The 26,810-nt window shown below is 61.7% G+C and carries 22 protein-coding genes and 1 tRNA gene; 18 read left to right on the top strand and 5 right to left on the bottom strand.

From position 1 onward, the window contains the following. Nucleotides 1-98 precede the first annotated feature (98 nt). The 5 genes from FYJ74_RS10595 to FYJ74_RS10575 all read left to right on the top strand — a co-directional run bounded on the left by FYJ74_RS10595 (nucleotide 99) and on the right by FYJ74_RS10575 (nucleotide 6,475). Complete coding sequence (locus FYJ74_RS10595) at nucleotides 99-1,385, top strand: glycine/sarcosine/betaine reductase component B subunit (RefSeq protein ID WP_154529546.1); 1,287 nt, start codon at nucleotides 99-101, stop codon at nucleotides 1,383-1,385. A 14-nt stretch (nucleotides 1,386-1,399) separates the two neighbouring features. Beyond that, nucleotides 1,400-2,713 (top strand): glycine/betaine/sarcosine/D-proline family reductase selenoprotein B, encoded by a 1,314-nt coding sequence (locus tag FYJ74_RS10590; RefSeq protein ID WP_154529545.1) that lies wholly within the window; start codon nucleotides 1,400-1,402, stop codon nucleotides 2,711-2,713. A 196-nt stretch (nucleotides 2,714-2,909) separates the two neighbouring features. After that, complete coding sequence (locus tag FYJ74_RS10585) at nucleotides 2,910-3,266, top strand: GrdX family protein (protein ID WP_195838894.1); 357 nt, start codon at nucleotides 2,910-2,912, stop codon at nucleotides 3,264-3,266. A gap of 109 nt (nucleotides 3,267-3,375) precedes the next feature. Further along, nucleotides 3,376-4,761, top strand: coding sequence for a sodium-dependent transporter (locus tag FYJ74_RS10580; protein WP_154529543.1), 1,386 nt, complete (start codon nucleotides 3,376-3,378; stop codon nucleotides 4,759-4,761). Between the two features lie 199 nt (nucleotides 4,762-4,960). After that, the gene (locus tag FYJ74_RS10575) at nucleotides 4,961-6,475 is read left to right on the top strand and encodes an LTA synthase family protein (protein WP_195838893.1); all 1,515 of its coding nucleotides are present in this window, start codon (nucleotides 4,961-4,963) and stop codon (nucleotides 6,473-6,475) included. Between the two features lie 215 nt (nucleotides 6,476-6,690). Here the strand turns inward: FYJ74_RS10575 and FYJ74_RS10570 are convergent, their stop codons facing one another. Then, entirely contained in the window at nucleotides 6,691-7,509 is an 819-nt protein-coding gene (locus FYJ74_RS10570) for an IclR family transcriptional regulator (protein ID WP_195838892.1), read from the bottom strand. A gap of 198 nt (nucleotides 7,510-7,707) precedes the next feature. Between FYJ74_RS10570 and FYJ74_RS10565 the strand changes: the two genes are divergently transcribed. From FYJ74_RS10565 to FYJ74_RS10550, 4 genes are all read left to right on the top strand, one after another. Continuing rightward, on the top strand, nucleotides 7,708-8,898 hold the full coding sequence (locus tag FYJ74_RS10565; protein WP_154529540.1) for a M20 family metallopeptidase: 1,191 nt from the start codon (nucleotides 7,708-7,710) through the stop codon (nucleotides 8,896-8,898). Between the two features lie 63 nt (nucleotides 8,899-8,961). Next, entirely contained in the window at nucleotides 8,962-10,377 is a 1,416-nt protein-coding gene (locus FYJ74_RS10560) for a YfcC family protein (protein ID WP_154529539.1), read from the top strand. A gap of 225 nt (nucleotides 10,378-10,602) precedes the next feature. Next, nucleotides 10,603-11,643 carry a glycosyltransferase family 2 protein gene (locus FYJ74_RS10555; protein ID WP_154529538.1) on the top strand — a complete coding sequence of 347 codons (1,041 nt, stop codon included), beginning with the start codon at nucleotides 10,603-10,605 and terminating at the stop codon, nucleotides 11,641-11,643. Nucleotides 11,644-11,781: 138 nt separating this feature from the next. Then, the gene (locus tag FYJ74_RS10550) at nucleotides 11,782-12,951 is read left to right on the top strand and encodes a M20 metallopeptidase family protein (RefSeq protein WP_154529537.1); all 1,170 of its coding nucleotides are present in this window, start codon (nucleotides 11,782-11,784) and stop codon (nucleotides 12,949-12,951) included. Between the two features lie 82 nt (nucleotides 12,952-13,033). Here FYJ74_RS10550 and FYJ74_RS10545 read toward each other — a convergent pair whose 3' ends face one another. Both FYJ74_RS10545 and FYJ74_RS10540 read right to left on the bottom strand, forming a co-directional pair. Then, complete coding sequence (locus tag FYJ74_RS10545; protein ID WP_154529536.1) at nucleotides 13,034-13,468, bottom strand: hypothetical protein; 435 nt, start codon at nucleotides 13,466-13,468, stop codon at nucleotides 13,034-13,036. Further along, nucleotides 13,465-14,703, bottom strand: a complete 1,239-nt coding sequence (locus FYJ74_RS10540) for a glycerate kinase family protein (protein WP_154529535.1) — start codon at nucleotides 14,701-14,703, stop codon at nucleotides 13,465-13,467. Before FYJ74_RS10540 ends, FYJ74_RS10545 begins: the two co-directional genes overlap by 4 nt. Nucleotides 14,704-14,901: 198 nt before the next feature. Here FYJ74_RS10540 and FYJ74_RS10535 point away from each other — a divergent pair, with 198 nt between their 5' ends. The 4 genes from FYJ74_RS10535 to FYJ74_RS10520 all read left to right on the top strand — a co-directional run bounded on the left by FYJ74_RS10535 (nucleotide 14,902) and on the right by FYJ74_RS10520 (nucleotide 19,299). Next, nucleotides 14,902-16,584 carry an ankyrin repeat domain-containing protein gene (locus FYJ74_RS10535; protein ID WP_154529534.1) on the top strand — a complete coding sequence of 561 codons (1,683 nt, stop codon included), beginning with the start codon at nucleotides 14,902-14,904 and terminating at the stop codon, nucleotides 16,582-16,584. A 648-nt stretch (nucleotides 16,585-17,232) separates the two neighbouring features. Continuing rightward, nucleotides 17,233-18,477 (top strand): OmpP1/FadL family transporter, encoded by a 1,245-nt coding sequence (locus FYJ74_RS10530; protein WP_154529533.1) that lies wholly within the window; start codon nucleotides 17,233-17,235, stop codon nucleotides 18,475-18,477. Between the two features lie 90 nt (nucleotides 18,478-18,567). After that, nucleotides 18,568-19,146: a LysE family transporter gene (locus FYJ74_RS10525; RefSeq protein ID WP_154529532.1), complete on the top strand. Its 579-nt coding sequence runs from the start codon at nucleotides 18,568-18,570 to the stop codon at nucleotides 19,144-19,146. A 67-nt stretch (nucleotides 19,147-19,213) separates the two neighbouring features. Beyond that, a tRNA-Ser gene (locus FYJ74_RS10520) sits at nucleotides 19,214-19,299 on the top strand. A gap of 110 nt (nucleotides 19,300-19,409) precedes the next feature. Here the strand turns inward: FYJ74_RS10520 and FYJ74_RS10515 are convergent. Together FYJ74_RS10515 and FYJ74_RS10510 are read right to left on the bottom strand one after the other, a co-directional pair. Further along, nucleotides 19,410-20,645 carry a dicarboxylate/amino acid:cation symporter gene (locus tag FYJ74_RS10515; protein WP_326830932.1) on the bottom strand — a complete coding sequence of 412 codons (1,236 nt, stop codon included), beginning with the start codon at nucleotides 20,643-20,645 and terminating at the stop codon, nucleotides 19,410-19,412. A gap of 25 nt (nucleotides 20,646-20,670) precedes the next feature. Further along, entirely contained in the window at nucleotides 20,671-21,708 is a 1,038-nt protein-coding gene (locus FYJ74_RS10510) for a threonine aldolase family protein (protein ID WP_154529531.1), read from the bottom strand. A gap of 152 nt (nucleotides 21,709-21,860) precedes the next feature. Here FYJ74_RS10510 and FYJ74_RS10505 point away from each other — a divergent pair, with 152 nt between their 5' ends. The 5 genes from FYJ74_RS10505 (at nucleotide 21,861) to FYJ74_RS10485 (ending at nucleotide 26,769) form a co-directional block, all read left to right on the top strand. Then, nucleotides 21,861-22,850 carry a LysR family transcriptional regulator gene (locus tag FYJ74_RS10505; RefSeq protein ID WP_154529530.1) on the top strand — a complete coding sequence of 330 codons (990 nt, stop codon included), beginning with the start codon at nucleotides 21,861-21,863 and terminating at the stop codon, nucleotides 22,848-22,850. Between the two features lie 209 nt (nucleotides 22,851-23,059). Beyond that, nucleotides 23,060-23,977, top strand: coding sequence for an ABC transporter permease (locus tag FYJ74_RS10500; protein ID WP_154529529.1), 918 nt, complete (start codon nucleotides 23,060-23,062; stop codon nucleotides 23,975-23,977). Continuing rightward, a complete protein-coding gene (gene opp1C, locus FYJ74_RS10495; protein WP_154529528.1) occupies nucleotides 23,970-24,830 on the top strand; it encodes a nickel/cobalt ABC transporter permease in 861 nt (286 codons plus the stop codon). Before FYJ74_RS10500 ends, opp1C begins: the two co-directional genes overlap by 8 nt. A 6-nt stretch (nucleotides 24,831-24,836) precedes the next feature. Further along, the gene (locus FYJ74_RS10490; RefSeq protein WP_154529527.1) at nucleotides 24,837-25,814 is read left to right on the top strand and encodes an ABC transporter ATP-binding protein; all 978 of its coding nucleotides are present in this window, start codon (nucleotides 24,837-24,839) and stop codon (nucleotides 25,812-25,814) included. Beyond that, complete coding sequence (locus FYJ74_RS10485) at nucleotides 25,801-26,769, top strand: ABC transporter ATP-binding protein (RefSeq protein WP_154529526.1); 969 nt, start codon at nucleotides 25,801-25,803, stop codon at nucleotides 26,767-26,769. The genes FYJ74_RS10490 and FYJ74_RS10485 overlap by 14 nt, the downstream gene beginning before the upstream one ends. Nucleotides 26,770-26,810 lie beyond the last annotated feature (41 nt).

The raw sequence follows: 26,810 nt of genomic DNA, 5'->3' as shown, positions 1-26,810 counted from the left end.
TAACTTGCAACGGTTTTTTTTGCGGGAGCATTCTTTATCATTTTAAATAAGGCGAAGAACCATAAATAATATTCAACAAGCTAAGGAGGAATACTTCTATGAGGCTGGAACTTCGCAAGGCGCATGTGACCGGGCTCGAGTGGGGCAGCCCGACCCGCATGGAAAACGGCGTGCTCTACGTCGACAAGGAAGGTTTGATCGCCGCGCTTTCCGACGACGACCGCATCGAAAAGTGGGACGCCGATCTGGCCCGCCCGGGCGAATCGGTGCGCATCATCCCCGTCAAGGACGTCGTCGAACCGCGCGTCAAGCTCGAAGGCGGCGAAAGCTACTTTCCGTCCGTAGTCGGCCCCAACGACACGGCGGGCGAAGGCGCGACCTTCGTGCTCGACGGCGCGGCCGTCGTCACCGTCGGCCCGATCATGGGATTCCAGGAAGGCTTCATCGACATGTCCGGCCCCGCGGCAAAGTTCAGCCCGTTCGCGGAGCTGTTCAACGTGGTGCTGATCGCCCAGCCCGTCAAAGACCTGGAAAAGCATCAATACGAGGAAGCGATCCGCGTCGCCGGGCTGAAAGCCGCCGTCTGGCTGGCCGACTGCTGCAAGAATGCGAAGATCGACGCTGTCGAAGTTTTCGAAAAGGGCACGGTGGCCGAAGAGCTGAAAAAATATCCCGACCTGCCGCCCGTCGTCCATCTGTGCATGTGCATCACGCAGGGACTGCTGCACGACACGTACGTGTACGGCGCCGACGTCAAAACCTGCCTGCCCACGCTGCTGCACCCCAACGAAGTGCTCGACGGCGCCATGGTCTCCGGCAACTGCGTGTCCGCCTGCGACAAGACGACGACGTGGCACCATCTGCACGATCCCGTGGTCAGCGAACTGTACGCCCAGCACGGCAAAACCGTCAACTTCCTGGGCATGATTCCCACGCAGGAATCGGTCGTCCTCGCCGGCAAGGAGCGCGCCTCGTCCTTCAACGCCCGCCTCTGCCACGAGCTCGGCGCCAAGGGCGTGATCATCACCGAGGAGGGCTACGGCAATCCCGACAGCGACCTCTGCTTGAACGTCAACAAGTGCGAAGCGCTGGGCATGAGCACCGTGGTCATCGCCGACGAAGCCTCCGGCACCGACGGCGCTTCGCAGGGGCTGGCCGACGCCACGCCGCAGATGACGGCCTTCGTCTCCTGCGGCAACGTCAACGAGATGCTCGAGGTGCCGGCCATGAAAAAGGTGATCGGCTTCATCGAATCGATCGCCCACGTTTCCGGCGGCGCGGCCGAGAGCCTTCGTCCCGACGGTTCCATGTACGTCGAACTGCAATCGATCATCGGCTCGACCTGCGAGACCGGCTTCAACAAGTCCGGCTCGCTCTGGGTGTAAGGAGGAGATCGGTCATGACGTTCCGCATCGTTCATTACATCAACCAGTTCTACGCCGGCATCGGCGGCGAGGAAATGGCCCACGTGCCGCCCGAAAAGCGCGACGGCAAAGTCGGTCCCGGCGCCGCCCTTCAGGCCGAACTGGGCAAGGAAGCCGAGATCGTCGGCACGGTAATCTGCGGCGACAACTACTTCAACGAGCACAACGAAGAGGCCAAGAAGACGCTGCTCGAGATGATCGGCAGCTACAAGCCCGACCTGCTGATCGCCGGGCCGGCGTTCTTCGCCGGACGCTACGGCATGGCCTGCGGCGACATCTGCGCCGCCGTGCAGAACGCGCTGGGCATTCCCGTCGTCACCGGCATGTATCCCGAAAATCCCGGCGCCGAATCCTTCGCCAAGAAAGTCTTCATCGTCAAGACCGCCAACAGCGCCCGCGGCATCAAGGACGCGGCCAAATCCATGGCCTCGCTGGCGCTCAAGCTGCTCAAGAAGGAAACTCTCGGCCCCGCCGCCGAGGAGAACTACATCAGCCGCGGCTTCCGCCGCGTCTTCTTCCACGAAAAAAACGGCGCTCAGCGCGGCCTGGAAATGCTGCTCAAGAAGATGGCCGGCGAGCCGTTCCAGACCGAGTACGAGATGCCGACCTTCAAAAAGATCGCACCCTGCGCGCCCGTCAAGGACCTCAAGCACGCCACCATCGCCCTGATCACCTCCGGCGGCATCGTCCCCAAGGGCAATCCCGACAAGATCCGCGTCTCCTCCGCGGAGTCCTACGGCCGCTACGACATCACCGGCCTGAACGACCTCACCCCCGAGAACTACGAGTCCATCCACGGCGGCTACGACACGCAGTGGGCCAACGCCGATCCCGACGTGGTGCTACCGCTCGACGAGATGCGCGAGCTGGAGAAGGAGGGCAAGATCGGCAAAATCTACAAGTACGTGTACTGCACCACCGGCACCGGCACGGCCGTGGCCTGGGCCGAGAAGTTCGGCCAGGAGATCGGCCCGGAGCTGAAAGCCGCGGGCGTCGACGCCGCCATTCTCACCTCCACCTGAGGCTCCTGCACTCGATGCGGTGCATCGATGTCGCGTGAAATCGAGAAGGCGGCCGGCATTCCCGTCGTACAGATCGCCACGATCGTGCCGATCATGATGACTGTTGGTTCCAACCGGATCGTCCCCGGAGTCGCCATCCCCCACCCCGTGGGCAAGCCCGAGCTTGGCGACGCAGAGGACAAAAAGGCCCGCCGCAAGCTGCTCGAAAAGGCGCTCGAGGCGATGGTCACGCCGATCGACAAGCAGACGATTTTCAAAGCGTTCTAGCGTTCGAAGAATGGCTCCTGTCGCTTTCCTGTGATGGGACACCAAAAAGCCGGCGGAACCTCGTCGGGTTCCACCGGCTTTTTGCGCCGCCGCGCAAATGAAAATTTTCACGATCCATTCTCTCAGGCATAAAACCACGTTAACAAAGACGAATTTAACGTCTGATTCTTGAAATCATTTTCTCGGAGGGCTGACCATGATCGTCACCAACAATCCGGACGTCGAAGCGGCGAAACTCGACGCGACCGTGCTGGTCGAAGGAAGTCCGCTGGACGTGCTGCTGAAAGTTTCCGAATATGTGGAGAAAAAATGGCATCTGGTCACGCATCCGCTGTCGGCGAACAACCGCCTCAACAGAAGCCCTTATCGTTCCGTCGTCGTCGCCGAAAAATCCTCGTGGGAGGGCGACGACCGGGACATTCTCGACCGGGCGATCGAACTTCTGTCGCGGCAGGGCTTCGACGATCCCAAGGGAGCCGACGCCGATTACCGCTGGATCGACCTTGAGCATTTGAAAACGGCTCTTGCCGAAGCGGCAAAACTCCACGTGTGATTCGGTTCCCGTCGCAGAGGCCCTGCGTGCCGCGGCTTGGACGGAAACCGCAAGAGCGTGCCGTGAAAATCACGGCCGCAACGTATTGAAATGGAAGGGATGATTCGTTATGGAAGAACAGAAACGGGACAGTTTTGGCAGTCGCATCGGTTTTATCCTTTCGGCCGCCGGATTTTCCATCGGCCTCGGCAACGTCTGGCGTTTTCCTTACCTCACCAGCAAGTTCGGCGGCGGCGCTTTTGTGCTCGCCTACGTGCTGATCTGCGTTTTCGTCGGTCTGCCTCTGTTCCTCGGCGAGCTGAGCATCGGCCGCCGCATGAGAGCGACGCCCATCGTCGGCTTCTTGAAGGAAAAGAAGCCTTTCTGGTCGCTGATCGGCTGGGTCGGAGCCATCGCCTGCATCGTGCTGATGGCCTATTATACGGTCATCATCGGCTGGATGGTCCGCTACGCCGTGAAGGCTTTGAGCGGCGTCTTCGCCGGTTCCACCTTCGAGCAGACCAAAATGATGTTCAGCGACTTCATGAAGAGCCCCTTCGAGCTGATCGCCTACACCGTCGTCGTCTTCGTCGCGCTCGGGCTGGCGATTTCCCGCGGCGTCAAGGAAGGCGTCGAGAAACTTTGCAAGTGGCTGCTGCCCATCCTCGGCGTCATGATCGTGACGCTGGCCGTCCGCTCGCTGACGCTCAGCCCCGTGGAAGGCGTCGGCAAAACCGCCATGGACGGCATGAGATGGTACCTCAGCCCCGATTTCAGCCAGCTGGGCAACCCCGAAGTGTGGCTGTATGCCCTCGGACAGAGCTTCTTCTCCATCGGCGTCGGCATCGCCACCGCCGTCGTGTACGGCTCCTATCGCAGCGACGCCGACAACATGCCCAAGGACGCCGCCATGGTCGTGACCATGGATACTTCTTTCGCGCTGATCGCCGGCGTGGTCATCTTCCCGGCTCTGCTCGTCTACGGCGCCGATCCCAACGCCAGCGGCGTCGGCCTGGTCATGGAGATCATGCCCGTCGTCTTCGGCAAGATGCCCATGGGGTCGTTTTGGGCTTCGCTGTTCTTCATTCTCGTCGCCGTCGCCGGCTACACCTCCGGGCTCGGCTATCTCGAGGCTCCCGTGGCCTGCTTCGCCGATTTCTTCAAGGTGAAGCGCAGCAAGATGACCTGGATCGTCGTCTTCGTCATGTTCGCGCTCAGCCTGCCCTGCGTCTATTCGCTCAGCGAAGGGCACGGCTGGATGTCCGCGTGCCGGATCCTCGGCAAGAGCATCTTCGACTTCGCCGATTACCTGTCGGGCAACGTGATGATGCCGGTCGACGCGCTGCTTGTTTCGCTCTACATCTCCTTCGTGCTGAAGTTCAACGGCTACATGGAAGAGGCGAACAAGGGCCTGAACGAAAGCCATGCCTGGCGCGTCAGCGGCTGGTGGAGACCCTGGATCACCTACGGCCTGCCGGTCGTGCTGATCGTGATCATGTACCGCAACGTGTTCTAGAAAAGGAGCGCCGTTCCGCGCCAAGCGGCGCAGTGAATGAAAAATCCCCGCCGAACGGGCGAAAGCCCGCGCGTCGGGGATTTTTTGCGTTCAAGGCGAGACGTTTTGCCGCGGCGGCATGGAAGTGATAGAATACAGCGCAAGCCGCCGCGCGGCGTTTTGCTTCGTCAATTTTGCGTCCAGAAAGGGAGTCGTCGGCATGAAAAACGGGCTTGGAGACGCGGTGCTGTTTTTCCTTCCGTTCGCCGCTTCCGGTTTTTTCCTCATAAAAAACCGGAAGCTCGGCTCGCTGGCGGTCCTTCTCGGCTACGCGCTGGCGGTGGCTCAGGCGGTCTGCGCCGCCGTGCTGAACCGGGATCTCGATTATTTTGTCTTCATGCGGCTCGACTGGGACATGCTGCGCATGGCGCCGTCCGTCATGGCGGCGAGCAGCGCCGTCTTTATCGCAATTACGGCGCTGGTTCTGCTCGCCGTCTGGCTGAATTGGACGGGGCGGCTGCGGCGCGTTTTCACGCCGAAGCGCCGCTTTCTGCGTCTGGGCCTGCTGGCGCTCTGCGCGCTGACAATCGTTTTTTCGCCCGTAACCTCGGTTTATTGGGAGATGCTGAAGTCATGGCGGCACTACGCACGGGCCTCGTCCTGTTCCGAGGCGGAGCTGTTCGCGGCGCTGGGGGCGCGGCGAAAGCCGGTTGCGGAGGCTGACGTCGCAGCCGAAGCGGGCAGGAATATCGTGGTCGTTTACTGCGAGTCGCTGGAGAACAATTTTTTGAACCGGGAGGATTTTCCGGACTCGCTGCCGCGCCTGCACCGCCTTATCGACGCCGGCTGGAGTTCGTGGAGCGATTACCGCTGTGTCAGCGGCGCGACCTGGACCATCGGCGCGTTGTACGCGACGCAGACGTCGTTTCCCGCCTTTTTCGGCGGCGCGGGCGACGAGCTGTTCGACCGGCTCCGGAGCAGCCGGCTGACGTCGTATACGAAGGTGATGCGGCGAGCGGGGTACGACTGCCTGTTTCTGGCGGGCTGCGAGCTCGGCTTCGGCGGCACGGGCGGCCTCATGAAAATGCTGGGCTACCGCGTCAAGGGATTCCGCGACTTCGAAAAGGGCTGCGAAAAAACCGTCTGGGGCGCTCACGACGCCGACCTGTTCGAGCAGGCCAAGCTCGAATATTCGCGCCTGGCGGCCGCCGGACGCCCGTTCAACCTGACGCTGCTGACAGTCGACACACACTTTACGAAGGGACTTCCCGACGCGCGCCTGAAGGATAAGGTGTCGCCCGCGGTGCCGCCCATGAGCCACGAGTACTGCATGGCCTGTCTGGATTATCTGCTCGGCGACTTCGTCGATTTCGTCGCAGCGCAACCGGGCGGCCGGGAGACGGCGATCGTGATCCTCGGCGACCATCTGATGATGGGCAGCGAGAACAACACGCCGATCCTCGGACGTCTGAAAAAACGCCCGCGCACGGTGGCGCTGCTGACGAACCGCCGCGCCGCGGGCTGGGACCCGCGCGGCGAGATCGGCTTTTACAACGTTCCCCGGCTGATCCTCGATCTGGCCGGAATCAAACACAACGCGCTGTTCCTCGACGGACTCGTGCCGAACCTTTCGCCGCGGACGATCGAAGCGCGCAGCGCCGAACTGACCGCCCTCAACCTGCGCCTGACCGTCGGGGACGCGGCGGAGCCGAAGGCGGAAAATGATATCAATTAAACATCATAATTCATGATGCCTTGGAAACTCAGCGACGACGTGAAACAGTTCCACGTGGAACATCAAAAGACGCCCCCGGCGCGGGCCGATGAATTTTCTTTATCGGCCCGCGCCGGGGGCGCTTTTTTGTCGGAGAAAATGTTGCGTTCCCTTTCGGATCTGGAGGTCGTTTCCGTTTTTGCGGCATCTTTTCGAGGCAGTGTCCGCGCCGCGGGCTATTCGTCCCGGCGCGGCATGCGGGGCGCGAACTTTTCCGCGCCGGCGGTCATCGACTGGATGTAGGCGGCTGCCTCCTGCAGCGCCGGCACGGCTTTTTCGATCAACTGCGGCGTGAGGCGTTCCGTGGTGCTGGCGAGGCCGAGCGCGCCGAGCAGCTCGCGGCCGGCGCCGAAAACGGGCACGTCCAGCGCCGCGGTGCCGTAGGTGCGCTCTTCGCGCGAGACGGCGTAGCCGCGGCGCAGCGTCTCTTCGACGGCGCGCAGCACTTCGTCGGCGGTCGTCGGCGTGTGCTCGGTATAGCGCGGATAAGGGGCTGCGGCGAGGATTTTGGCGCGCAGTTCGTCCGGCCCCCAAGCAAGCATCACCTTGGAGGCGGCGCCGTAGGGGAACTTCGCCTCGCTGCCCTCGGGCGTGACGTAGCGCGCCAGCTGCGCGCGGCAGACGGAACAGACGCACAGGCGCCGGTCGTTGCGGATGATCTGGAAGGAAACGTTCTCGTCCAGTTCGCGGGCCAGCTGTTCCAGCTGCGGGCGCAACACGTGGAGCAGCGGATTGTGGCGCTCGAACGCCTTGCCCAGCGACAGCACGCGGGGACCGAGCACGTAGCGGGCGTCTTCGCCGCGGCGGATCACGTAGCCCATCCGCTCCATCGTGCCGCACAGGCGCATGACGCGCGATTTGTGGATGCCCAGAGCGTTGCTCAGTTCCGTCAGCGACGCCGAGCCCTCCGTTTCGAGAAAATCAAGCGCCTCGAGGCTGAACACGACCGAGGCGTTCAGCCGTTCGGCTTCTTTGACGCGGTTTTTCAGCTCCATGCGGAGTCCTCCTTGCAGGGACGACGTTCGCCGCAAAAGCGGGCGCGCCGTCAGCGCGTTGAATTTCGGCGGGAGGCTTGACAACCTTCGCTGGCTTGCTAAAATAATAGCAATTTTTAAAAATAGAATCAAGTGCCATAAAAATAGAACTTTTGCGCGCCCGATTTTGATCGGACGGCGCGGGACGGAGGATTCTCGATGAAGGAAAAGATGTTTGCGCTGATCGACGCGCTGAAGCCGGAGCTGTCGGCGATGTCCGACGACATTTACGATCATCCCGAGGTCGGCCTGACGGAGGTCCGCGCTTCGGCGCTGCTGACGGAATGGCTGGAGAAGCGCGGCTTCGCGGTGGAGCGCGGCGTCGGCGGTCTGCCCACGGCGTTCCGCGCCGTGTACCGCCGCGGCGAGGGCGGCCCGCGCATCGGCCTGCTCTGCGAGTACGACGCGCTGCCCGCTCTGGGGCACGCCTGCGGCCACCAGATGCAGGGGCCGTGTATTCTCGCGGCGGCGGCGGCGCTGAAGGATTCCGGCCTGCCCGGTCCGTTCTCGGTGGTCGTCTACGGCACGCCCGCCGAGGAGACGGAAGGCGGCAAGATCCTCATGATCAAAAACGGCGACTGCTTCCACGATATCGACGTGGCCCTGATGATGCACGGCAGCGGCGAGACGACGACCGACGTCAAGTCGATGGCGCTGACGAACTTCTTCGTCGCATATCATGGCACGGCGGCGCACGCGGCGATCAGGCCCGAACTGGGACGCAGTTCGCTGGACGCGATGTCGCTGGCGTTTCACGGCGTGGAGTGCCTGCGCGAGCACGTCAAGGAAGACACGCGCATCCACTACAACATCACGGACGGCGGCGGCACGGGCGCGAACACGGTGCCGGCTTTCACCAAAGCGCAGTTCTACGTGAGGTCCTACAACCGCGCCTATCTGGAGAGCGTGATCGCACGTTTCCTCAAGGTGCTGCGCGGCGCGGCCATGATGACGGAAACGGAAGTGGAGATCGAGCGCCGCAAGGACGTGGACAACAAGATCCCGGCGCTGAAACTGAACGACGTGATCATGGAAAACGCGCGGCTCGTGAACGCGCCGGCGATCCGACCGCCGCGCCAGAAGACCGGTTCGACCGATCTCGGCAACGTCATGCAGCTCATGCCGGGTTCGTGCATCCGCGTGGCCTTCGTGCCCGAGGGCTCGCCCTCGCACTCGCAGGCGTACCTGGACGCCGGAAAGACGGAAGCCGCCCACAGCGCCATCGTCACCGGCGCCAAGGTGCTGGCCGGCGCGGCGGCCGATCTGATTTCCGTCCCCGGTCTGCTGGACGAGATCAAAAAAGAGTTCGCAACGCGCAAGGCGCAGCTCGAGGCCGAATCGCGCGCGTAGGTACAAGCGTCGTGGTCCTTGGGGTTTTATTGTTGGAAGCGAATTTGTGAGGAGGGTTTTGTTATGGCAGAAGAAGTGAAAAAAGCGGAAGCCTCGGCAGCCAAGCCCAAAAAGGCGATGAACACGCTGGTGATCATTTTCTCCGTCGTCGTGATCGCCTGCCTGGCGACGTGGATCATTCCCGCCGGCGAGTTCAACCGCGTCAAAGTCGGCTCGCGCTCCGTCGTCGACGCGGCGTCGTTCCACTGGGTGGAGAAAAGCCCCGTCAATCCGCTGCTGATCCCGCTGCACATCGCCAAAGGAGCCAAGAGTGCCGTCGACCTGCTGTTCATGCTGCTGTGCTCCGGCGCGGCCTTCGCCGTCGTCATCAAGTCGGGGGCCATGCATTCGTCGATCGGCACGCTGGCGCTGAAGTACCGCGAGCGCAAATCGATGTTCGTGCTGTCGATGTTCGTGCTGTTCTGCTTCATCATGCTCACGCGCGGCCTCGTCGAATTCGTGGCGTTCGCGCCGGTGCTGGTGATGATCTGCCTGGCGCTCGGGCTTGACTCGGTCACCGCCGTCGCCATCATGACCGGCGGCACGGCCGTCGGCTTCGCCACCGGCATGCTCCAGCCCAGCACGACGCTGATCGCCCAGGAGCTGGCGGGGCTGCCGCCGTTTTCGGGACTGTGGTACCGCGCCATCTGCTTCGGCCTGTACATGATCCTGACCGGTTTTCTGATCTGGCGCTACACCGTGAAGATCGGCAAGGATCCTGCGGCGTCGCCGATGTACGACCTGGACCGGGCGGAGAATCTCGGCGATTCCGACGCGATCAAGGCGTACGGCCCCATGGATCCGCGCAAATGGCTGGTGACGCTGGCGACCGTGGCGGCGATGGTGCTGATGGTTTACGGCAGCATTCGGTGGAAGTGGAAGTATCAGGAGCTTTCCGCCACGTTCATCGGCCTGGCCATCGTCGCCGGGCTGTGCGCGCGCATGAAGCCCGCGGAAATCTCCAAAACGTTCGTGGACGGCGCCAAGACGATGGTCATGGTCTTCTTCCTCGTCGCCGCGGCGCGCGCCATTTCCAGCATCCTCACCGACGGCAGGGTGCTCGACACGATCGTCTACGCCCTCGGCGAAGCGCTCAAGCTCGTTCCCGCCGTGCTTCAGGCCCCGGCCATGTTCATCGCCAACCTGCTGATCAACACGGTCATCCCGTCCGGCTCCGGCCAGGCGGCGGCCGTGATGCCGATCATGCTGCCGCTGGCCGACATCATCGGCATGACCCGGCAGACGGCCATCCTCGCCTTCAACTTCGGCGACGGCTTCTGCAACTGGGTCATCCCCACCAGCTCGGCGCTGATGGCGGTGCTGGGCATCGTCAACATGCCCTTCGAGCGCTGGATGAAGTACAGCTGGCGCGTCTTCCTCTGGTGGGTGGCGCTGGGCTGCGTGCTCGTCTCCGTCGCGCAGATGATCGAGCTGGCGTGAATGAGTTCGCCGGGTTTCGCGAAGAAGGCAAGGTTCTGCATTGCGCAGGATCTTGCTTTTTATGTTTTTTTGCTATAGGATTCGAAAAGGGATCGGCGGCGCATCCCCTGCGACAAGAATCCACTCATACTGATTCTTAATAGAAAGTATTAACATAGTTTTCCGGGCGTTCGGCCTTTTAATTAAGAAATAGTATCAGCACAAAAATGCGATGAGGTGTCTGCGATGAACGGCGATAATCATGAGCTACCGCTTATCAGCGTCATTTTTCCTGCTTATAACGTGGAAAAATTTGTCGAGAAGGCCGTTGCTTCCGTCATGAAGCAAGATTATCCCCATTTCGAGATTGTCTTCATAGACGACCGCTCAACTGACAACACCGCGTCCGTTGCGCAACGGACGCTGGATTCGTGCACGCGCCCCGTTCGCCTGATCAGGAGAACGGAGAACCGCGGCGTGTCGGCGGCGCGCAATCTGGGACTTGCCTTGTCGCGCGGAGAATTCGTGTGTTTCATCGACGCGGACGATTTTATCGAGCCCAACTATCTGACGCTCCTGTATAACGCGATTTCAGCGGAGAAATCCGACCTCGCATTGTGCGGGTTCAACCACTATTTTGTCGATTCGGGAAAAACAGTCCCTGAGCGCTTCAAATTAAAGAAATCACTTGCGCAGCCTGAAGACTATCTTTTCGCCTGGCATATGCGAAAGATTTCCACATCAGTTTGGGGCTTCCTTTACCGCCGAGAGTTTCTTTTGTCAAAAGGAATTCGCTTCAACGAGCGGTGCAACAGAGGGGAAGACGGCGAGTTCATTCAGAAAATTCTCGTGCGAAGCTCCAAAACGGTCTTCGTGCGCGAGCGCCCTTACAATTATGTCCATCACGACCAACAGATTACGGCGATTGGGAGAGAAGATGAGCGCGCTCCCGGGCTGAAAAAGGAAATGACCCTGGCTTCGGTGAGGGCTGCCCGGTATGTCCTTCGTTACAGCCGCTCGAAAAAAGTTCGCTATGCAGTCAGGTATATCCAGGAACCGGAAATACTGATCGGCCGTTTCACTTTTTACGCACGCAGAAGAGATTGGGAAAATTATCGGTCGCGGCTGCGCTTTCTTCGCCACAGGATGGTTCGGAAAATTCTCCTCTCAAGTTTTTGGGCCCTCCCCTATTCGCCGGAGCTGTTTTTTAAGTGCGTCGTTCTGTTGTCCGCGCCGAGACTTTTTTATAAATTACGGGCTCGACAGCTTCGTTCACCCCGACCATAAGTCCAAAGAGGAACTTTGCGGCGCTCGTCATTCCGAGATAAGTCCCTGTGGACAATCCCTTTTCGTCGCCGCGCCGACGGGGGTACCATCGAGAAAAAGGGCGGTCTTCCCGCCGCATCGACAGGAAGGTGACTTGCAATGAACCGTATCCCGATAGAAGACGAAATCGCGGCGCTGCGGCGCGACCTGCACCGCCATCCCGAGCTGAGCGGCCGGGAAACGCGCACGGCGGCCCTCGTCGCCGCCGAACTGGAGCGTCTGAGGCTGAAGGTGATCCGCGCGCCCGAAAAAGGCAACAGCCTGCTGGGCGTGCTCGACACGGGACGTCCGGGCAGGACGCTGGCGCTGCGCGCCGACATGGACGCGCTGCCGCTGCAGGAGAACGCCTGCAACCTGAACGGGCCCAAAGCGGTCGTCTCCGAAATCGACGGCGCGGCGCACATGTGCGGGCACGACTTCCACACCGCGGGCATGCTGGCGGCGGCGCGACGATTGAGCGCCGCCAAGGAGCGGCTGCGGGGGCGGCTGATATTCTGTTTCGAGTCCGGCGAGGAGATGGGCCTGGGCGACGACGCGCGCGCCCTGCTGGCGGAACTGAAGCCGATCGACGCGATTTTCGGCGTTCACGTGCAGGCGGCTTTCCCCTGCGGGACGGCAGTCGTGATCGACGGCTCCTGCACGGCCGGCTGCGAGACCTTCGCCGTCAAGGTGCGGGGCAAGAGCGCGCACGGCGCCATGCCGCACCTCGGCCTCGATCCGATCAACTGCGCCGCGCAGATCCTCTGCGGCGCCAATTCGATCATCTCGCGCCGCGTCAACGCCCGCGAGGCGGCCGTGCTGACGGTGTGCAACTTTCACGGTGGCTCGACGTGGAACCGCATTCCCGACGAATGCCGCATGGAGGGCAGCCTGCGCTTTTTCAGCGAGCGGGTGGGGCGCGACCTGCACGCGCTGCTCGAACAAACGGCGGCCGGAATCGCTGCGGCCGACGGCTGCACGGCCGAAGTGCATTGGCGCAACTGGTGCCCTCCCTCGGTCAACGACGCGGCGCTGGCGGCGCTCGCCCGCGCGGCGGCGGAAAAAATCGGCGCCGACGTGATCGCCGGCGAGCCGTGGATGGCTTCCGAGACGTTCGCGCGCTATCGCGAGATCTGTCCCGAAGTATTGGCCTTCGTAGGCTGCGCCAATCCCGACAAGGGCTGCGGCGCGCCGCAGCACAGCGACCGGTTCGACGCCGACGAAGACTGCCTGGCACTCAGCGCGGCGCTGACCGTTCAGTTCGCGCAGGACTTTTTGGGCGGGGCTTGAACAAAGGCCACCACGGAGACGCGAAGACACGGAGAAAAGCAAAAAAGACGAAGAGTCGCTTCGCAAAAGAGAGCGGCCGCAGTCAAAAAAACTGCGGCCGCTCTCTTTTGCGAGACTCTCGAACGTCCCGGCCATGAAATATGAATGAGTTTTTTAGTATAAATTTTCGATAAGAAGGGCGCAGTTTTTCTGGCCCTTTTATCGCGCCAACGGCGCGCCGGAAACTGCACGAAATCGCGCCCTGAAGCTCGGGCATTTTCAACGATGCTTTCTCGTCGAAAATCAGGATTCGCATCTTTCGATTTTCTTCGTGCCTCCACGGCCGCGGCGGCACAGACGTTTTCCGGCGGCGGAAAGTCCGGCTCGCCGATGCGAGCGCGGTCACGTCGACGCCCTGCGCACCACTTTCTCCACGCGGGACGAAAGCCTGATCGTGGCCGAAGGGACGATGTTTTTCGCTCGGGTTGAGATCACTGCGGTCATCTCTTTTCAGGGAATTGCGGATGGAATCGGTCATGGGGCCGTAAAGCGCGTTTGGGGGAGTGAGCTTTCGCGGCTGATGCCATCTCCGTTTTCCTGGGCGCGCTTTGCCTGCCCCGCGGGGCGGCGGCTGGACTGGCGGCGCAGCGTGCCGCGGATGACGCGGATCACCTGCGAGGCCGTGCGCTCCAGATCCTCGCGCGAACGCTGGAACGACTGCGACGTGGTGCAGGGGCCGGACGTGATCGGAAAGACCGCCGTCAGTCCCATGCTCATCAGCGGCCCCACGTGGCCGCGCACGCAGCCCACCAGCGCGACCAGCGGCACGCCGGCGGCGCGCGCCCGCGCCGCCAGGCCGGAGATCACCTTGCCCTGCGCCGTCTGGTGGTCGATGCGTCCCTCGCCGGTGAAGATCACGTCGGCGCGCTTGATCTCGCTGTCGAGACGGACGACTTGGGCCAGCAGGTCGACGCCCCTGGCCAGCCTGGCGCCGAGCAGCCCGGTCAGTCCGGCCCCAGCGCCGCCGGCCGCGCCGCCGCCGGGCAGATCAAGCACGTCGCGTCCCGTGGTGCGTTCGACCGCGGCGGCGAAACGGCGCAGCCCCGCGTCGAGACGTTGGACGATCTCCGCGGTAGCGCCCTTCTGCGGTCCGTAGACAGCCGCGGCGCCGCTGGCGCCGCAAAGCGGATTCCGCACGTCGCAGGCGAGCATCAGCTCTGTTTCCGCAAGACGCGGATCGAGGCGCGACAGGTCGATGCGTTCGACCTTTTCCAGCGATTCGCCGCAGGGCGGCAGCTCGCCGCCGGCGGCGTCGAGAAAGCGCGCCCCCAGCGCGGCGAGGATGCCCATGCCGCCGTCGTTGGTGGCGCTGCCGCCCAGGCCGAGCACGACGAAGCGGCTGCCCGCGTCGAGCGCGGCGCGGATCTGCTCGCCCGTTCCCAGCGAAGTGGTATGGAGCGGGTTGCGCCGCCCGAAGGGAATCAGCGGCAGTCCGGAAGCGGCCGCGATTTCCACGACCGCGCCGCGGTCCGGCAAAAGCCCCCAGGCCGCCTCGACAGGGCGTCCCAGCGGCCCCGTGAAGAGCCCGTGCACCGTCCGCCCGTGCATGGTGCGCACGAAAGCCTCGACGGTGCCCTCGCCGCCGTCGGCGATGGGCAGGATCTTCAGCTCCGCCCACGGGCAGCCGCGCCGCACGCCGCGGGCCACGGCTTCCGAAGCCTCGAGCCCGCTGATGTTCCCCTTGAACGAATCCATTGCGATCAAAACTCTCATCGATTTCACCTCCCCGCCGGGGAAAAGTAGTCTGCGCTCATTTTAGCGTATCTGCCGGCGAAAAGGGGAACGGCCCGCGAAGATTTTCAGGCGGAAATCTGACAAAAAAAATTTTTCAGAGTATAATTTTTACGACGTATCGCCCCTTTTCGCCGTTGCAGCGAAAAAATTCTCACGAGAAGTCGAGGTGTGTGAAAAATGAACGCAACGAAAACGTTCGTCGCTTCGCTGGCCGTCCTCTGCCTGTCCGCCGGCGGCGTTTCGGCGATGACCCAGAAGGAATTCGTCGATCTGTGCCGCGACGGCGACCCCGCCGAGATCACGCTGGCCCTCCGCAATGAGAATCTGTCGCCCGTCAAGGCTGCCAGCGGCGTCACGCCCCTGATGGGCGCGGCTTCCGCCCGCGGCGCGGCCGCCTCGGTGGAAAAACTGCGGCTGCTGATCGACGCCGGTGCCAAGGTCAACGTCGCCGACGGCAACGGCATGACCCCGCTGATGTACGCCGCCCAGTTCGGCGACAGCCCCGACGTGCTCCGCTTCCTGCTTTCGGCCGGAGCCAACCGCGAGGCCAAAGACCGACGCGGCTGGACGCCCCTCGCTTTTGCCGCCGCCAAAAACGGTTCGGTCGAAATGGTAAACGCCCTCGTCGACGCGGGCGCCAATATCGACGCCCGCGCCCGCGACGGCGCCACGCCGCTGCTGCTGGCCCTGCGCGGCGGCGCCAACCGCGGCGCCGTGATCTCGCTGCTCGATTCAGGCGCCGACCGCGAAGCGAAAGATCTGTCGGGGCGCGTCCTCGGCGATTATTTCAAAGCAAGCCGCTTCAAGGACGATGCCGACATCGCTGCCCGCCTTCAGAATTCCGCCGGGCAGAAGCCGCTCGAGCCTTCGCGATTCGTCCAGCTGTGCCGCTTCGGCAGCGCCCAACGCCTGCGCTCCGCACTGAAGGCCGGGAGCGATCCCAACGCTGCCGTCGACGGCCTGACGCCGTTGATGTGGGCCGCCCGGGACAACCGCGATAAAGACGTGCTGAGCGCGTTGATCGACGCCGGCGTCGACGTGAACGCCCAGGACCCGGAAGGGCGCACGGCCCTGATGTACGCCGCGAAGAACCCCGCCGCCGTTCAGATCCTGATGAACGCCGGCGCGCGTGTCGATCTGTTCGACACAAAAGGCCGCAGCGCCCTCGAATACGCCGAGGAAGCCGGCGCCAAAATCGACGAGCTGGGCGGACTGAAAGCCGCGGTCGAGAACCACCGCGCCCGGGCGGACTACGAAAACAAACTCGGCGCTCAGAAGGCCGAGTCCGATAAAAAAATCGCCGAGCTGACCCGGCAGCTCGAGAAAGAACGAACCGTCCATCAGGTGACAAAGGACGCCGCCCGCCAGGCCGAAGAAGAAGCCCAAGCCGCCGCCGAACAGGCCGCGGCCGAGAAGGCCGAACTGACCAAACAAATTGAGGCGGCCCAAGCCCAAATCGCCGCACTGACCCGGCAGCTCGAATCCGAAAAGGCGGCCCACCAGGCGGCGAAAGACGCGGCCGTGAAAAACGACGAAGCCGCGAAAGCCGAATTGGCCGAGGCCTCTACGGCGCTCGAAGCGGCAAAAGCCGCCGTGGCCGAACTGAACGTCCGGATCGAAGCTGAAAAGGCCGCGGCCGAGAAGGCCGACGAAGCCGCGAAAGCCGCCGCGGCCGAATCTGCCAAGGAGCTTGCCGCCGCCCAAGCCCAAATCGCCGCACTGACCCGGCAGCTCGAATCCGAAAAAGCGGCCCGCCAGGCGACGAAGGATGACCCGCTTTCCCCCGCCGAGGAAGCGAAAAAGCCTCTGGGCGGCCTGCTTGACCTGCTTCGGCGCGCAGGAGGCGCGCCGAAGGAATAACCCTTCGGGCTGAAAAAAAGGGCCTGCGCCCGGCTCGCCGCTTGACGATCCGGGCACAGGCTCTTTGCGTTGTTCGGGAGGGCGGTTATTTCTTCATGAGCCCCTTGCCGGCGTTCCACGCCTGGCCGGCTTTCTCGCCCGAAACGTAGTAGCCGGACTGGAACTGATCGAAGATCAGCGCCTTCAATTTGGCGGGTACGATTTTTCCTCTCGCGAACGGCGATAAAGTTCATAAAAAACGGCGCGATATCTGGGGGCATGCCTCTCTTTTAGGCTTGCCTCCGAAGATAAGAAAAGATAAAATTATGCGCATGTGCAAAGGCGGGACAGCAGAGCCGCTTTTCTTTTTCCGATCGGGGAAACGGCCCGTTCGAACCGAAAGGCGGCGGCTTTGAAGCCTACAAAACCTATGAAACCGCGGGACGCGCGTTCTTTGCGGCACGGACGCGCGAAGCGCGGCATTTTCAATGATGCCTTTTAATTGAGAATCAGGATCAGAGAGTATCTGCGCAAAAGGGCGCTGGAGACCGGCGGAGACATCGCAGGCCCCAGCCGGAGATCGGGGTCGCCCTTTCGTGGGGTGATCCCGACGGAGCCAGAAAGATCATGACAGGCACGACACAAGAGACGAGGGGCAGGGGGTAGTGTATGAGTATGAGAAAAGCGGCCGCGCTGGCGCTTTCGGCGGCGCTTTTGGCGACGCCCGTTTACGCGGACGGTTTTGCGGTCTATGAGTGGAGCGCCCGCGGCGTGGGTATGGGCGGCGCGATGATGTTCGGCGACGAAGCTTCGCTGATCGCCTACAATCCGGCGGCGATCACGCAGTTCGACGAGAAGGGCACCTTTTCCGGCGCCGTGACTTACATCGCGCCGCGCGGCTCCGCCGATTTCCTCGACGGCGGCGACAACGTCTTTCTGACGCAGCACAACAAGAACAATCCGGCCTATGTGCCCGCCTTTTTTCACGCGCGCAGGATCCAGCCCAACGCCTGGTTCGGCGTCGGCGTTTACCCGCGCTTCGGCTTGAAAGCCTCCTATGATCCGGGCTGGTACGGCCGCTTCAGCAACCGCAGCATCGAGTTTCTGTCGGTCTCCTTCGCTCCCAACGTGGCCTGGAAGATCGCGCCGTCTTTGTCGATGTCCGTGGGCGCGGAGCTGATGTACGCCGGGCTGAAGCTCGACAAGTCGACCCGCCTCGGCGGCGAGACGCCGATCGATCTCGACGGAGACAGCTGGGGCGTGGGCTGGAACGTCGGCCTGAGCTGGCAGGCGACGCCCCGGCTCTCGCTGGCGGCGCTGTACCGTTCCGAAGTCAAGCAGACGGTCGAGGGCGACGTGAACCTGTACGGCGGGCTGGGGCAGATCGCCACGCGGGGGCATGGATCGATCCATCTGCCCGAAAGCTATACTTTCGGCGTCGGCTACAGGTTCAGCGACCGCACGCGCGTCGAGTTCAACGCCATCAAGACGATGTGGAGCTCCTACAAAGACCTGACCATCAACGTCACCGTGCCCGCGCCGTTCCGCCCGTTTCTCGGCGGGCTCGCCAGCTATCCGTACAACGAAGCGAAAAACTGGCGCGACGGATGGCGCTACCAGTTCGGCATTGAGCACAAGATCAACGACAGATGGACGATCCGCGCCGGCTTCGTCTCCGACGACTGCTCTTCCTGCGATCCCGACGACGCCGATTTCATGGTGCCCACCGGCACGCGCCGCACCTACACCGTCGGCGCCAGCTGCCGCGTCAAAAACGTCGAGTACTCGTTCGGCTACGGCTACATGGACGTCGGCGACAAACGCATCAACGGCGCCGGCGAAAAAGGCGAAGACGCCTTCACGCGCGGCTGCGACGCCCACATCGTTTCGATCGGCGCGCGCATCGACCTGTGATTTTCGTCTGCAAACGGATATAATTCAAGGGCAGAAGCTGAAAAAGCTTCCGCCCTTTTCCTTTATCCTCTTTCCGAAGGAGCGATTCCCATGAACTGGCTTCCCTTTCTCAGCTATGTTCTTGTCTCCACCTTCACGCCCGGGCCGAACAACATCTCCTCGATGTCCAACGCCGGCCGCTACGGCTTCGGCGCTTCGCTGCGCTACCGCCTGGGGATCTTCTGCGGCTTCTTCGCCGTGCAGCTGCTGGCGGCTTTGTTCAGCGCCACGCTGCTGGATTATATCCCCGCCGCCCAGCCTTACATGCTGGCTCTCGGCGCCGCATACATCCTCTGGATGGCCTGGAAGACGCTGACCAGCCGATCCGGCGGTGAAGAAACGTCCGCCGCCGACAACGCTTTTCTGTCGGGCATGCTGCTCCAGTTCGTCAACGTCAAGGGGCTCATCTACGCCATGACCATCATGTCGACTTTTGTGCTGCCCTGCGTCCGTTCTCTTCCCGTGCTGATTCTTTTCGCGCTCGGGCTGGCGGGCACGGCCTTCGTCTCGGTCAACTGCTGGGCCGCTTTCGGCGCCGCCTTCAGCCGCGCTCTGCGCCGCCACGAACGCGCCGCAAACGCCGTCATGGCCCTGCTCCTCGCCTACTGCGCGCTGTCGCTGTATCGGTAGCGAAACGATCCCGCTCCATGTTTTGCCAATCGCCGGGGCGCGTGCTATAATGCCGCTGGCACTTCGCGGAGGGGTGGCCGAGCGGTCTAAGGCGGCAGTCTTGAAAACTGTTGAGCGCAAGCTCCGGGAGTTCGAATCTCTTCCCCTCCGCCATCGGAAATTTCACGCATAAAAATCGCGGCCGGTCATCGTTGAGCCTATGCTCTTCGATGACCGGCCGCGATTTTTTTCTCTCCGTCTTTCTGCGCTTCGGCAAGAAGATCTTAGCCGCTCTGTTTCTCCGTGTCGTATTTTCTTTCGGCTGTGCCGACGATGACGGTGCCGACGAGGTCGCCGAGGCAGTTGTTCGTCGTGGTGCCCATGTCGAAGAGGCGATAGAACGCGGCGATGACGCCGACGACTTCAATGGGCAGTCCCACGGACTGGACGACGACCATCAGCTTGACGATGCCGCTGCCGGGGATCCCCGCGCCGCCCATGGAGAGAATGGTGGAGATGAAAATTGCATTCAGCAGCTGAGGCATCGACATGGGCTGACCGATCATCTGGCTGATGAAGAGTATGACGCAGGCATAGAGCAGTACGGAGCCGTCGGTGTTCATCTGCGAGCCGAGGGGGATGGTGAAGCCGGAGACGCGCTCCGGAATGCCGAATTTTTCTTCGGCGGTCTTGATATTGACGGGGATCGTGGCGATGGAGCTGCACGTGGAGATGGTGTAGATCCATACGTCGGCGCTCTCCTTGATGAACCGGAAAGGATTCATGTGAGGCTTGAAGGCCAGAAGGAAGCCGCCGTACACGAAGACGACGTGGGCGAGACAGGCAGCGTAGTAGGTTCCCACGAGCACGGCCATGGAGGTGAAGATACCGGCGCCGTACTTGCCGAAGGAATTGCCCATGAGAAAGAACACGCCGATGGGCGACACTCCCATGACCATGCCGATCAGCGAGAAGACCATGCTGCTGAAGCCGTCGAAGCACTTCTTCATCGTCGCCCTGCGTTCGGGATCTTTGATGCGCAGGATGGCGACGCCGAGCAGAATGGCGATGACCAGCGTCTGCACAACGTTGCCGTCGGCGAACGTCTTGATCATATTGGTGGAAAACAGCCCCTTGAGGAAGCCGGCTAAAGTGATGTCGACGCCGCCCTTGATCTGTTGCGAGGCCATGCCGGCGAAGTTGGCGAACTTTCCGGGCTGGAGCAGCGTTGCTACGATCATCCCGACCACGCAGGCCAGCACAGTGGTGACCACGTAATAGGCGATGATGCGCGCGCTGACGCGGCGCAGGGAAGCCAGACTGTCCTGCGAGGTAATGCCGGTCACGATCGTGCAGAGCACCATGGGGACCACGATCATCTTGATGCAGTTGAGCCAGATGTCGCCGACGAAGCCGAGCTGGACCATGGTCTCGCCGCCCACGAGTCCGGCGACGGAACCGAGGATCATGGCCACGAAAACCTGCGTTGTCAGAGAAATCTTTTTACCGCCGATAATCACTGTGTTGTGCCCCTTTCGAATATGGTCAAAGCGCCGCGTCGATCTCGCGGATGATGGCTGCGGCCCGTTCCGCGTCACGGCGCGTGATGCCTTTGTAAAAGACAAGCCGCACCGAGGTGTTGATGATGGGACGGATCAGCAACCCCTTTTCCCTGGCGCGCTCGCAGAATTCCCGAGGCGTGACGCCGGAGTCCTTTACGTCGAGCATCATGATGTTGGTCTGCACGTTTTTCTGCACGAGCGTTTTTCTCAGCCCCGTCAGCAGCGAAGCGCAGTACGCGGCGTTTTCGTTGTCCTCCCTCAGACGCTCTATATTGTGCTCCAGCGCGTAGATGGCGGGCGCGGCGACAACGCCGGCCTGACGCATGGCGCCGCCGAGCAGCTTGCGGGTGTCCTTGGCTTTGCCGATGAAGTTTTTCGACCCGCAGAGAAGGGATCCCACGGGCGCTCCCAGCCCCTTGGAGACGCAGAACATGAGCGTGTCGGCGTATTGGGCCAATTCCTTCGCGGAAACGCCGAGATACGCGGCGGCGTTGAAAACGCGCGCGCCGTCCATGTGGACCGGCACGCCGTATTTATCGGCCAGGCGGCGGACGGCGGCCATGCGTTCCGGCGTGATACAGGTCCCGCCGGTGTAATTGTGGGAGTTCTCGACGCAGATCAGCTTGACGGATTTTTCCCTGAGCGTTCGTTCCATGTCGGCCGGGTCGGGCATGCCGTCGGCGTCGAATTTGTAAAAAGCTTTTTCCATCTGCCCGAAGCGCGGCTCGAAGGCGGTTTTTTCGCTGCGGTCGAGGTGCTGCAGCTCGTCGACCAGCACGGTGTCGCCGGGGCGGCACCAGGTCAGCAGGGCGGCCTGGTTGCCCATCGTGCCGGAGGCGCAGAACAGCGCGGCTTCCTTGCCCGTGAGAGAGGCCGCCATGTCCTCCAGTTTGTTGACCGTTGCGTCTTCGCCGCGTCCTTCCTCGTCCAGCCGTCCGTCGTCGCCCAACGGCGCCGACAGGATCGTCTCCAGCATGGGGCGGTCCGGGAGCGTAAGCGTATCGCTTCTTAAATCGATCATTGTGCGCCAGCCTCTTTTCGATCGTAAAAATTTGTTCTTGCACCGATATTAAATGTCAACTGTCGAATATAATCCAATATAAATGTTAAAATGTCATCATAGATAAAGATAAATGATCAACGCACATTACCCCAAAATAAGGAGACCGCGCCATGTTTCAGTACGCTGACTATATCTATGCCGTTTACCGCGAACGAAGCTTCAGCAAAGCGGCGGACAAACTATTCATCACCCAGCCGTCGCTCTCGATCACCGTCAAAAAGGCGGAAGCCGAACTGGGACTGCCCATCTTCAACCGCCAGACCGTGCCCGTGACGCTGACGCCGTTCGGGGTGGAATACATTCAGGCGCTGGAACAGCTGCGCGGACTGGAGCGGCGGCTGCGCGAGTTCGTCGAGAAAGAGGGGACGCTGCAAAGCGGCCGGCTGGCGGTCGGCGGCAGCAATCTCGGCATGTCCTATTTCGTGACGGAACGGCTGGCGGATTTCCACCGCCGGTATCCGCAGATCGAGCTGCAGGTCCGCAATTTGAATACAATGCAGGCCAAGCATCTGCTCGATTCCGGCGAGCTGGATTTCGTGATCACCAACCGTCCTTACGACGGCAAGAAGTACGAGCAGAAGGTGTGCTATCGCGAGTGCCTGATCCTCGCTGTACCGAAATCGTTCGGCGTCAATGAAACGCTCTATGGCAAACGGCTTGCGCCGGACGAACTGGGCGACGCGGTCTTTTCCATCCCCGCGGCGCGGTCGGTGCGGCTTGACGCTTTCGCTCGGATGCCGTTTCTCCTTCTCAGCAATCAGAATTACCTTCGCCAATACACCGACATCCTCTTCCGCGAACGCGGCGTCGATCCGCCGGTAGTTCTCGAGGTGGAGCAGTCGGCCGAATCCTTCAACTTCGCCCGCCTCGGACTGGGCGCGACGATCCTGAGCAACCGGCTCGTGCAGAGCTCCGATTGCGAGGCGCTGTATTTTTACAAGCTCGACAGCCGCTACGCGGAACGCGACGCGTTCCTGAGCAGCCGCCGCGGCGTTTATTTCACTTCGGCCATGAAGAGCTTCGAGCGGATGTTGCTGGATCCGGAACGGAGCGAAAAGCAGTTTTTTCCAACGTGCGGCGGCGACGTTTCTTCTGGTTGAACAGGGGAAAATGTATACTTTTATCGAGGTCGTCTTGAGGATGCAGTTGAAAAAAACAGGGCTACTATTTATACTTCAAAACAAAGAATACATAAAACATTGCGAGAAAGACGCCCGTGAAAGCGTCTTTATTTAATGAGAACATGAAGGAGATGACGAGAAGAAGCGCGCGGCGGTTGAAACTTTGGGAAAGGGGAAAATGAAACAGGATGGGGAAGTACATTCTTCGCAGACTTGTGATGTCCGTTCCTGTCATGATCGGCGTCTCCATTGTCGCGTTTCTCATCATGCACCTGACTCCGGGCGATCCGGCGCTGCTGCTTGCCGGCCCCGACGCGACGATCGAAGATGTTCGGCTGATCCGCGACCGGTTCGGTTTGGACGATCCTCTGCCCGTCCAGTATGTGCGGTTTGTCAAGGGAGTTTTCGACGGTTCGCTTGAATCGATGAAATACGAGGTTCCCGCAATCGGCCTGATCGCATCGCGGCTGAAGAACACAGCGGTTCTCGCCGGAGCGGCGATGCTGCTCGCGGTCGCTCTGGGGGTGCTGGCGGGAATTCTCTCGGCGGTGCGGCGGTATTCGTGGATCGATTATCTTTCCACGTCGCTGGCGCTGATCGGAGTCTCGATGCCGGCTTTCTGGCTGGCGATCATGCTGGTCATGCTGTTCGCCGTCGAACTGGGGTGGCTGCCGGCCGCCGGCATGGGCGGCGTGCGGCACATTGTTCTTCCTGCCGTCGTGCTGGGTACGGGATCGGCGGGAATCATCGCGCGCATGACCCGCTCGACGATGATGGACGTGCTGCGCCAGGATTATGTGACGACGGCTCGCGCCAAGGGGCTGACGGAGCGCGTCGTCGTGTATCTGCACGCGCTCCGAAACGCCATGATCCCCACGGTGACCATAATCGGCATGCAGATCGGTTCGCTGCTGACGGGAGCCGTTCTCACCGAATCAGTCTTCGCCTGGCCGGGGGTGGGACGTCTGCTGGTCGATTCGATTCTGGGGCGCGACTATCCCGTGGTGCAGGCGACGCTGCTGGTGGTGGCTTTTATCTACGTAGGGGCCAACCTTTTGGTCGATATCCTTTACGCTTTTCTCGATCCGAGGATCCGCTATGAATAGTCAGAGGAGAACGCAAACTCACGCGGCGCTGGTATGGCGTCGTCTGCGCCGGAGCAAGACGGCGGTCGTCGGTCTGATCATTGTGGCCGTCTATCTGTTTCTGGCAGTCTGCGGCCCGTGGCTGGCGCCGTACGATCCTTATTTCCAGGATCTGAATATTTCCTATCTGCGCCCCTGTATGGCTCACTGGCTGGGCTGCGACGAATTCGGACGCGACATCCTCAGCCGTCTGCTTTACGGCGCGCGCGTCTCGCTGGTGATTCAGTTCTGGGCGGTGATGATCTCGCTGGCGGTGGGGACGTTCCTCGGCTCGGCTAGCGGCTACTTCGGCGGCAAGGTCGACGAGATCGTCATGCGCCTGATGGACGTCATGATGGCTTTTCCCGGCATTCTGTTGGCTCTGGCAATCGTCGCCATCCTCGGGCCAAGTCTGACGAATCTGATCGTCGCTATCGGCATCAATTCAGTGCCGGGGTTTTCGCGCGTGTCGCGCGGCGCGGTGATCAGCGTCAAGAAAAACGATTACGTGACGGCGGCGCGGGCGATCGGCGAGAGCGATCTGTCGATCCTGTTCCGCTATGTGCTGCCCAACGCCATTTCGCCGATCATCGTGCAGACGACGATGCGCATGGCGACGGTGCTGCTGACGGCCGCGGGGCTGGGCTTTCTCGGGTTGGGGGTGCAGCCGCCGTCTCCCGAATGGGGAACGATGCTTTCCGCCGCCCGGGTGTACCTGCGCTCCGCCCCTCATGTCGCGATCATTCCCGGCGTGACGATCATGATCGTCGTCCTCGGCTTCAATTTCTTTGGAGACGGACTTCAGGACGCGTTGAATCCCCGTTTGAAGGAGTAATCCGCCATGACTGACGATAAAACGCTGCTTCGCGTCGAAAATCTGAACGCATGGTTCTACACGGAAGAAGGAATCGTCAAGGCTCTGGAAAACGTCAGTTTCAGCGTCGCCCGCGGCGAGATCCTGGGGCTGGTCGGCGAGACGGGCTGCGGCAAGTCGGTGACCTCGGCCTGCATCATGCGTTTGATTCCGTCGCCGCCGGGAAAGATCATCGGCGGCAAAATTCTGTTCGAGGGCGAAGACCTCGCGCAGGCGACGCCGGAACGGATGCGCCAGATCCGCGGCAAGGATATTGCCATGATCTTTCAGGATCCAATGAGTTCCCTGAATCCCGTCTTCACGGTAGGGCGTCAGGTGGAAGAGGCGATCCGCGTTCACAATCCCGATATGGGCGCGGCGCAGATTCACGAACGCGCCGCGGAGATGTTCAAAAAAGTCAATATTCCCGATCCCGAAAAGTCGATGAAGCGCTATCCGCATCAGTTTTCGGGCGGCATGAAACAGCGCGTCATGATTGCCATGGCGCTGTCGTGCAATCCCCGTATGCTGATCGCCGACGAGCCGACGACGGCGCTCGACGTTTCCATTCAGGCGCAGATCCTGTCGCTGATCAAGGATTTGCAGAAGGATTTCGGCAGCAGCATCATGCTGATCTCCCACGACCTCGGCGTGATCGCCACGATGGCACAGAAAGTGGCCGTCATGTACGCTGGCAGCATCATCGAATACGGCTCAGTCCGCCAGATCTTCGAACATCCGCTTCACCCTTATACGCAGGGGTTGCTGGGAGCCATTCCCCGCCTCGATCAGGCGCAGGAATATCTGGAAGTCATTCCCGGCGCGCTGCCCAATCTGCTGCACCTGCCGGAAGGCTGCAAGTTCCGCGCTCGCTGTTTGCGCGCCACGGAGCGCTGCGCTCTGGCGCGCCCGGCGGCCGTGGAGGCGGAGGAAGGACATAAGGTGGCCTGCTATGAATATCGTTGAAGTCAAAGATCTTCGCATGTGCTTCCCGATTCTGAAGGGCGTGCTCTTCCATTCGGTCGCGGGGTACGTCAAGGCCGTGGACGGCGTTTCCTTCTCCATCCCCGAGGGCGAGACGTTGGGGCTGGTCGGCGAGTCGGGCAGCGGTAAATCCACCGTGGGCAACATGCTGCTGCGCCTGCTCAAACCGACGTCGGGCGAGATCCTGTACCGGGGACGGTCGATCCTCGGCCTTTCGCCGCAGGAGGAGCGCGAATTCCGCAGCCGGGTGCAGATGGTCTTCCAAAATCCATTCGCCTCGCTGAATCCGCGTATGATCGTCGGCGACATCATCGGCCGCGTTCTGAGAGTGCAGCGTCCCGAGCTGAAAAGAGACGAAGTGCGCGATCTGGTGCTGAACGGCATGCAGGAAGTAGGCCTTAAAGTCGAGCACATGACGCGCTATCCGCACGAATTCTCCGGCGGCCAGCGCCAGCGCATCGCCATCGCCCGGGCGCTGATCTCGTCCCCCGAGTTCGTCGTCCTCGACGAGCCGACTTCGGCGCTCGACGTCTCCGTGCAGGCGCAGATCCTCAACCTGTTCAAGGATATTCAAAAGAAAAGACATCTTTCGTATCTGTTCATCAGCCATAATCTCTCGGTGATCCGTCACATCAGCCACCGCATCGCCGTGATGTACCTCGGCAGCCTGATGGAATTCTGCGACCGGCAGGAGCTGTTCCGCAACCCGCTTCATCCGTACACGCAAGCGCTGCTGCGCAGCATTCCCAAACCCTACGTCACCGGCGAGGACATTTCCGACAAGATCATCAAAGGAGACATTCCCAGCCCGATTGACCCGCCGGCTGGGTGCCGTTTCAACACGCGCTGTCCGCAGGCGACCGACGAATGCCGGAGCGTGCGTCCGCAGTGGAGAGAGGCGCGCGACGGGCACTGGGTCGCGTGCCATCAGGTTTAGCAATCCGTTTGCCGGCGCTGGCGCGCCGGCGAGGAAATTCC

The organism is Pyramidobacter porci (assembly GCF_009695745.1).
Lineage (GTDB): Bacteria > Synergistota > Synergistia > Synergistales > Dethiosulfovibrionaceae > Pyramidobacter > Pyramidobacter porci.
This window is presented reverse-complemented; position numbering and strand designations above follow the sequence as displayed.